General features: G+C 63.0%; 1 protein-coding gene. It reads right to left on the bottom strand.

Annotated elements, in window-relative coordinates; translation table 11 throughout:
• Positions 1–23: 23 nt before the first annotated feature.
• The coding region (locus RAD10_RS42550; protein WP_461622097.1) for an integrase core domain-containing protein at positions 24–235 on the bottom strand (212 nt) is incomplete at its 5' end.

The following is a 235-nucleotide window of genomic DNA, read 5'->3' on the forward strand; positions in this document are numbered from 1 at the left end:
GATAAGTGGAGCGTCTGCCGGGGTTAGGCCGCCATGCGGATTGGCAGCGGGTTGAAGTAGGCTTGATCCGGAGTGCCGCCGTCAAGGCTCGAGTGGGGACGCCGGCTATTGTAGAAGTCGAGGTATCGGCCGATCGCGGCGCGGGCGTCGGACACGCTTTCGTAGGCCCGCAGATAGACCTCCTCGTATTTGACACTGCGCCACAGTCGCTCGACGAACACGTTGTCCCGCCAAG

The sequence above is a fragment of the Bradyrhizobium sp. 23AC genome, assembly GCF_054863025.1.